The sequence below is a fragment of the Psychrobacter sp. T6-1 genome (genome assembly GCF_052258445.1).
Map to the genome: position 1 here is coordinate 1 of NZ_JBQQFC010000116.1, position 7,234 is coordinate 7,234.

The following is a 7,234-nucleotide window of genomic DNA, read 5'->3' on the forward strand; positions in this document are numbered from 1 at the left end:
TGATTATGCTAGCGTTGATGCCGATGCCGATGCTAATGCTAATGCTAATGCTAATGATAAAAATAGTAATGATAAGATCAAGACGGGTGGGGCATTGGTCGCTATCGAGTCCGCTTTGCAGACTTTGACTCATTTAAAGCAAGCCACCCAGTTGCACTATAATCCATCATCATGGTTATTGGTTATCAGCTGCGACAGCTTGATACCAGCCACAGACTTATGGCAGAAGTTGCAGCTTGCAGCGACTCAAATAACTAAAAGTCAGTCAACTGATAAAAAAGTGATTTGCTTGACCGATGATAGCCATTTATATCCGCTGTTAGGACTTTATCAATTAAGCCTTGAGCCTGATCTAAAAGCTTACATCGATAGCGGCGCGCGCCGAGTTATGCCCTTTATTAAACCTAATGTACAAGCGGTATCCTTTACAAATGACTGGCAGCATTTAACCAATTTTAATACGCCTAAAGACTTTGAGCGGGCTTGCCACTCGTTAAGCACTCTATCTATGTCAGACTATAAATATCAGAGAAATCCTCTATGAACAGTGACGTCCAAACAGACAATCAAAATACTGCGATCCAATCTGGACTATCGCATTTAGATAGCGACGGTGATATTACCATGGTCGATGTTAGTGGCAAGAGTACCACTACGCGAGAGGCTCATGCGGCTGGACAAGTGCGATTTCCTAGCGAGATTTATCAGCAGATCAAAGCCGCTGATGGCATGACCAAAAAAGGCAGTATCACTCAAACGGCGCATATTGCAGGCATTATGGCTGCTAAGCGCACTCATGATTTGATTCCACTATGTCACCCATTACCACTCGATAAAATAGGCTTGAGCTTTGACTATGATGATCGTTTAAACAGTATCATCGTTAGTGCTACGGTCAAAGTCACGCATAAGACGGGCGTTGAGATGGAAGCCTTAACTGCTGTGAGCATTGCTTGCTTGACCATTTATGACATGACTAAAGCCATATCACATGATATCGTCATTGATAATGTGCGCTTGATAACCAAAACGGGCGGCAAATCAGATTATAGTCATGCTTAGGTTTCACAAGAGCAAAATGCTGGGCTAAAGTCACAGCCTACGCTACCATATTGAAATGGTTGAGAGTGGGATATTTGAAGGACTTTCCTAGCTTTGAGGTGCTTAGAAAGCACCCTACGACAGAATAGTTTGACAAGAACGGAGAATATAATGAGCGCTATTAAAGAGACTGAACGAGCAACCAGAGCAGCAACCCAAGTTGGTGCTGTAATAACTATCAAAGTCCTCTACTTTGCCAGTTTAGCTGACGCCGCCAATTGCCAACAAGAGACCGTCAAGGTTGAGCCGTCGACCTCACTAAGCGAGCTTTATGATAACTTGAGTCAAAAGCATGGCTTTAGTCATTCACAAGAAGAGCTGCGCGTGGCGGTGAATGATTACTTCGCTAAATGGTCAGACCCGATTAATGATGGTGATAGCGTGGTATTTATCACCCCAGTCGCTGGCGGCTAGGCAAGGGGTTCGAGATAATCAGCAGAAACAACAAGTAGAGATAACCTATGACAGACAACGTCCACAGCCACTCCATGACCATTAAGCGTAGCGTTGATGAGGTCTATGCTATTGCCCAGCGCGATGGCTTTGCATTATTAGATATCGCCATTGACGAAAACCGACTTAAAAATACCTTGGATGATGATCGCTGCGGCGCCTTTGCCTGCTTTGAAGGTCGCGTGCGCAATCATAACAACGCTAGTAGCGTTGAGCGCTTAACCTACTACGGTTATGAAGACTTAGCGCTGAATCAAGGTCGCGCCATTATCGAGGAGGCCAAAAATCGTTTTGAGATCACTCATGCTATTGCCATTCACCGTATCGGCGCATTAGAGATTGGCGATGTCGCGGTATGGGTTGGGGTGGTTTCTGCGCATCGTTATCCTGCATTCGATGCTTGCCGCTGGATACTCGATACTATTAAGGCTGATATTCCCGTTTGGAAGCAAGAGTATTACGAGGACGCGCCCTCTAAGTGGCTTAGCAACAATGGTTAGGGTCACAGCGCTTTTGTGCGCAAGTGCCTGTTTACTATTAACTGCTTGCACACGCGAGAGTGCTTCAGATACCGCCTCTGCCAACCATGAGTCGGAGCAGTTGCAGACGCTACGTATTGCAGCGGCTGCCAATCTGTCTGATGTCCTGCCCGATATTATTGATGGCTATCAGTCAACGAACGAGTTGTCCAAGACAAGTATAGAAGTCACGTATGCCTCCTCTGGCAAACTATATGCGCAGATAATAGTAGGCGCGCCCTACGATATATTCTTATCGGCCAATCAAGAATTCCCTGCTAAGCTTGCTAACAATAGCGCACAAAACAAACAAGCTCATCACCCTTTTACCTATACGCAAGGTCAGCTAGCACTATATAGCGTCACCAAACCTTTGGATGAATTCAATCCAAAAGCGCTGACTGATATATTAATAAGCGACAGCAGTAGCAAGATCGCTATTGCTAGTCCTGAGCTTGCCCCTTATGGCGCGTCGGCTAAATCCTACTTGCAGGCGCAAAATTTATATAACCCTTTAGTGCAGCAAAAGCGATTAATACAAGCAGAAAATATCGGGCAGGCGTTCCAATATGCCCATACAGGCAGTGTCGTTTATGGCTTTGTCGCGCAATCTCAAATTATTGCTATTGATGCTAAACCTGAGCAGTTTGTTACCTTAGCGCATGAGTCTTATCCAGCTATTTTACAAGATGGTATTATCATCAGCGATAAACCTGCTACCATAGATTTTACGAACTATTTGCGCTCAGCCGCAGGGCAGCGGTACTTCTCGCAAGCCGGATATCTTGCGGTTCGATAGTAATCTCTTAAATATAATAAACCTTATACCATTAGTAATGAGCCATGAGAAATGACATCATGATAGATCCATCGCTTATGTCAGACATGCTCAGTCCCTTCTTAGTCAGCCTCAAACTTGCTACGGTTACTACGATATGTCTACTGCTTTTTGCTACGCCTGTGGCCTACTGGCTAGCCAAACCCAGTCGCGGACCTAATATTGCGCGGATAAAGGTAATACTGATGGGCGTTATCGCTATGCCGCTGGTCTTACCGCCCACTGTGATTGGATTTTATTTACTACTTTTGCTAAGTCCTAGCGCTGGTATCGGTCACTATCTTTTGGAGCATAATATCAGCCCGCTGATCTTTACCTTTGAAGGTCTGGTAATTGGCTCTATTATTTATTCCCTGCCGTTTTATATTCAGCCCGTTTACGCACAGTTTTTACGCATTCCAAAAAGCGTAATGGAGATGGCGCAATTACTCGAGCCAAGTCGCCTAAGGCGTCTTATGACAGTGGCGCTCCCGCAAGCCAAGGTCGGTATTATTTTGGGTAGTTTAATTAGCTTTGCCCATACGATTGGCGAGTTTGGCGTGGTACTTATGATAGGCGGCAGTATCGCAGGCGAGACCAAGGTGGTATCTATCGCTATATACGAGCAAGTCGAAGCGCTCAATTATGACGCCGCGCATATGATGTCAGGCGTCCTGATTATTATGGGAATGGTCATGGTCGCGCTCATTGCGAGTGTGAGCCGTATCAATCAGCGAGGTAGATAAGACGTAATAGATGGTCGTAGATACAAAACGTATGAACGACTACAAGCAGTTAAGTCAAAGAGACAAAATATGATTATAGTGTACGGCATAAAAGAAAATCTTAATCCTATCAAAGCCCAATTATCAGAGGTCATTCATGGTTGCATGATGTCCGTCCTTGGGCTGCCAGAGGACAAGCGCGCGCAGCGTTTTATCCCTATGGACGCTGAGGACTTTTACTATCCGAGCGACCGCTCAGCCGCTTACACGGTTATTGAAATTAACATGATGGCAGGGCGTACGATTGCTACGCAAAAGGCGCTGATTAAAGCGTTATTTAAGCAGATTGAGTTAGAGCTTGGAATAGCACCGATAGATATCGAGATCACGATAAAAGAGCAGCCCGCGCACTGCTGGGGATTTCGCGGTATCACAGGTGACGAGGCGCGCGATTTGAGTTATAAAATTACCGTGTGATCTTTATAGGTCAATGGCATGACAGCTAAGACTCTCGCAAAAACGTCAAAATATGTCCTTTAAAAGGTAATTCTAAATAAGTGGTCTCTATCGGTTTGACGTGTTGACTACTAAAACCTGACGCGATCATTTTAGCCGTGAGTTTATTCTTACGACCGCGCCCAGGATCAACAACGATGACTTCGCATTTGGGTTTAGAATGACGGTTGATAAAACCTGCTAGTATATCGATATGCTGATCTTCATAAAGCAAATCACTACCGATAATCATATCAAACTGACCAAGATGACTATTATCCCCAGCCCAGTCTAAGCGCTCAAAATGAATGGCTTTGCTATTATTGAGCAGCGTATTGCGATCAAGAAAATACTCAACCGCCGGATGATAGTCAGTCGCTGTGATATCAGCATGACGATGATTGAGCAGCAGACTTGATAACGCCATGCCGCAGCCAATCTCCAAAATACGCTTGCCTACGATATTATAATCAAGCATATGGTTGGCAAGTACCAAGCTTGAGGGCCATATCACTCCGAACATCGGCCAAGACGCCGAGCAAATGCCCAAATCAAGCGCCTCATCGTTAGGATCACTAAACTCTTGATTGTCACGTAAGGTGCAAATATGGATATCAGTACTACCGATCTCTATGGTTTGATAACGCACACGCACAGGAGTCGTTGAGGTCATAAACCCTCCAAAAACAGAAGCAAAAGTGCAGAGTCTGGCAAAGGTGCCACTATAAAGGGAGTGTATTGTCAGAACGAAAGCTGACATATAAAAAGATGTGTTTTAAAAGGACTGTATAGGTAGTAAAGGTTTAAGGGATACAAGTATAAGGGATTAGTGCGACACATAGTGTTACTTCTCAGGGTAGTAATGCTACGCAATCACTTGTGATATCTGACATAGCGAATGTAAATTTGCCTATAGATTCCGGTTATGATGATATTTACTAGACTTATACTGGCAAAAAATGATATATACATATGTTGTTAGTTGGCATTTGTTCTAAGCTTAAAAAGTATAACGACTTCAATCCTGTAGTTAGTCGTTAATACGCTGATCAGTCAGAACACCTCTGCTTATAAGCAAAATTGCGCTAATAAATATCATAATCTCTACCATTAAGGATCTTATATGAGTATCTCTCAGGCTATCGAAAAAGTCGAAGCACGCTACGCCCATCAACCTGAATTTGTACAAGCGGTAAAAGAAGTTGCTCTGACTATCGCGCCTTTATACGACGCTCATCCTGAGTATAAAAAAAATAAAATATTTGAGCGCTTAGTTGAGCCTGATCGCATTATTGCTTTTCGTATCAACTGGGAAAACGACAAAGGCGAGGTGCAAGTCAATCGCGGCTGGCGAGTACAGTTCAGTAACGCTCTAGGCCCGTACAAAGGCGGCGTAAGGTTTCACCCTTCGGTCAATCAATCAATCCTAAAGTTTTTGGGTTTTGAGCAGATATTCAAAAATGCATTGACCGGTCTGCCTATGGGCGGTGGTAAAGGCGGTTCTGACTTTGATCCTAAGGGTAAAACGGATAACGATATTCGCCGTTTTTGCTATGCTTTTATGCGCGAATTACATCACTACGTCGGTAAAGACGTTGACGTACCGGCGGGCGATATCGGCGTAGGTAGCCGCGAAGTCAGCTACATGTTTGCTATGTACAAAAACTTGACTCATGAGCATGGCGGCGTGTTGACGGGTAAAGGCGTGGGTTTTGGTGGCAGCCTTGTGCGTACAGAGGCTACAGGGTATGGCGCGGTTTACTTTTTAGAGAACATGATGGCTGCCCAGAACGACAATATAAAAGGTAAAAAGGTGCTGATATCAGGGGCAGGCAACGTATCCTTACACGCGGCTGAAAAAGTCTTTATGCTCGGCGGTGTACCGATTACCGTTTCTGATTCAAAAGGAACCTTATATGACGAAGCAGGCCTTGATCAACAAAAAATCGATTGGCTCAAAAAGCAAAAAGATCAAAACAAGCCACTAGCGGACTATGTTGATGTCTATGGCGGCGAGTGGTTTGCCGAGCAAAAGCCTTGGCAGTTTAAAGGGGACATCGCTATACCGTCGGCCACACAAAACGAAGTCAACGAAGACGACGCCAAACTGCTGGTTGAGAACGGCGTAAAATACGTCGTTGAAGGCGCAAACATGCCTCTAACGGCCAAAGCGGTCGATTATATCTGTCTGCATCGTGTGCATTTTGCACCAGGTAAAGCGGCAAATGCGGGCGGGGTAGCGGTCTCTGCGCTTGAGATGTCACAAAACTCAGTACGTCAGTACAAAAGCTTTGATCAAATTGATGAGCGCTTAAAGCTTATTATGAAAAACATCCATGATAGTGCCGCTGACGCGTCACAAAAATACAACCAGACTGAAGATGGTTATATTGATTATGTGGCAGGGGCTAATATCGTCGGTTTTAAACGCGTTGCTGATGCCTTATGTGCTTATGGCATCTTAAACTAAGTAAGATACACCCCACTTAAAACTACACGAGCGTCTACCTATATAGGTAGGCGTTTTTTTTGTTTAAGATTATTTTGATAGCTTATTTTAATACTTGGTCACAAGACGCTTGCTAAAGTTTTTTAGAGCGCAAGTACCTAATTTAAAACTACTTTTACACTTCTTACCCAGCGTTACATTTATTCGAAATTATAGACATACCCTCTATAATTATCTAAAGACATTGAAGTTATTATTGATTTACTTTCAACTTTAACGACATTTTTAGATATCTAAAAGGTATCGAACGGGCGGCTAGGGATATAATAAAATGATAAGTAAGGAGTTGGATAACAATCAAAGCATGCTCAAGGTGTTAAGTGAATTTGTCATAGATAGTACTGACAGTCAGCCTATTTTCAAAAAATCAAATGGCTTTATGGATGTCAATACAGAGCTGTATGATACCAGCGCAAAAGACAATAGAGCCTCATCTAATAATTATACCTCGCAAACTGATGCTACTATATCTCTTAGTTTTCAGCTTATTATCCGCGCTGAACCTACCGCTTTAGTCCTTGCTACTATCCGCTCACTTATTGCTATCAAACACTCCAATGATGAGATTATCATCATCGACAATAACCACACGCAAACGGAGCTATACGAGCCTTTA

Annotated in this window: 10 protein-coding genes; 9 read left to right on the top strand and 1 reads right to left on the bottom strand. The window is 43.8% G+C overall.

Annotated features, from left to right (window positions below; genetic code table 11):
- From mobA to ACTXGO_RS07810, 7 genes are all read left to right on the top strand, one after another.
- Positions 1-544 (top strand): molybdenum cofactor guanylyltransferase (gene mobA / locus ACTXGO_RS07780; RefSeq protein WP_443573952.1); only part of this gene is annotated, 544 nt, incomplete at its 5' end.
- Positions 541-1,062: a cyclic pyranopterin monophosphate synthase MoaC gene (gene moaC, locus ACTXGO_RS07785; RefSeq protein ID WP_317198720.1), complete on the top strand. Its 522-nt coding sequence runs from the start codon at positions 541-543 to the stop codon at positions 1,060-1,062. The genes mobA and moaC, both read left to right, overlap by 4 nt.
- A 150-nt stretch (positions 1,063-1,212) precedes the next feature.
- A complete protein-coding gene (locus ACTXGO_RS07790) occupies positions 1,213-1,515 on the top strand; it encodes a MoaD/ThiS family protein (protein WP_435949421.1) in 303 nt (100 codons plus the stop codon).
- A 74-nt stretch (positions 1,516-1,589) separates the two neighbouring features.
- Positions 1,590-2,054: a molybdenum cofactor biosynthesis protein MoaE gene (locus ACTXGO_RS07795; RefSeq protein WP_443573958.1), complete on the top strand. Its 465-nt coding sequence runs from the start codon at positions 1,590-1,592 to the stop codon at positions 2,052-2,054.
- A 13-nt stretch (positions 2,055-2,067) separates the two neighbouring features.
- Positions 2,068-2,871: a molybdate ABC transporter substrate-binding protein gene (gene modA / locus ACTXGO_RS07800; RefSeq protein ID WP_443569409.1), complete on the top strand. Its 804-nt coding sequence runs from the start codon at positions 2,068-2,070 to the stop codon at positions 2,869-2,871.
- 59 nt (positions 2,872-2,930) lie between these two features.
- Positions 2,931-3,635: a molybdate ABC transporter permease subunit gene (gene modB, locus ACTXGO_RS07805; RefSeq protein ID WP_443542151.1), complete on the top strand. Its 705-nt coding sequence runs from the start codon at positions 2,931-2,933 to the stop codon at positions 3,633-3,635.
- A gap of 69 nt (positions 3,636-3,704) precedes the next feature.
- Positions 3,705-4,091 (top strand): tautomerase family protein, encoded by a 387-nt coding sequence (locus tag ACTXGO_RS07810; protein ID WP_435949419.1) that lies wholly within the window; start codon positions 3,705-3,707, stop codon positions 4,089-4,091.
- Between the two features lie 25 nt (positions 4,092-4,116).
- On the opposite strand, the gene ACTXGO_RS07815 is transcribed toward ACTXGO_RS07810, so the two are convergent.
- Positions 4,117-4,782 (bottom strand): class I SAM-dependent methyltransferase, encoded by a 666-nt coding sequence (locus tag ACTXGO_RS07815; protein WP_443542095.1) that lies wholly within the window; start codon positions 4,780-4,782, stop codon positions 4,117-4,119.
- 450 nt (positions 4,783-5,232) lie between these two features.
- Between ACTXGO_RS07815 and gdhA the strand changes: the two genes are divergently transcribed.
- Positions 5,233-6,579 carry an NADP-specific glutamate dehydrogenase gene (gdhA, locus tag ACTXGO_RS07820; RefSeq protein WP_443573954.1) on the top strand — a complete coding sequence of 449 codons (1,347 nt, stop codon included), beginning with the start codon at positions 5,233-5,235 and terminating at the stop codon, positions 6,577-6,579.
- A 310-nt stretch (positions 6,580-6,889) separates the two neighbouring features.
- Positions 6,890-7,234 (top strand): hypothetical protein (locus ACTXGO_RS07825; RefSeq protein ID WP_443573956.1); only part of this gene is annotated, 345 nt, incomplete at its 3' end.